This is a genomic window from Pseudomonas sp. AC463, from assembly GCF_979253585.1.
In genome coordinates, this window is record NZ_CEEDDZ010001018.1 from 1 (window position 1) to 246 (window position 246).

Consider the following 246-nt stretch of genomic DNA (forward strand, 5'->3'; position numbering starts at 1 on the left):
GATCCCCGAACTACCCAGTGATCTGCACTACGTCGATGACAGCGGCCCTGGCATCACTCGGCGCAAGCTGCGCGGCAAGTTCTGCTACTTCGAACCTGGCGGTGAACGCATTCGCGATGCCGAGCAGATCGCTCGCATCAACGCGCTGGCCATTCCACCCGCCTACGTCGACGTGTGGATCTGTCCGGACTCCAAGGGCCACCTGCAGGCCACCGGCCGCGATGCACGTGGTCGCAAGCAATACCG

1 pseudogene is annotated in these 246 nt (G+C 63.4%); it reads left to right on the top strand.

Annotated features, from left to right (window positions below):
* Nucleotide 1: 1 nt before the first annotated feature.
* Nucleotides 2-246 (top strand): annotated as a pseudogene (locus AC0IYH_RS33320) (DNA topoisomerase IB); the annotation flags it as partial.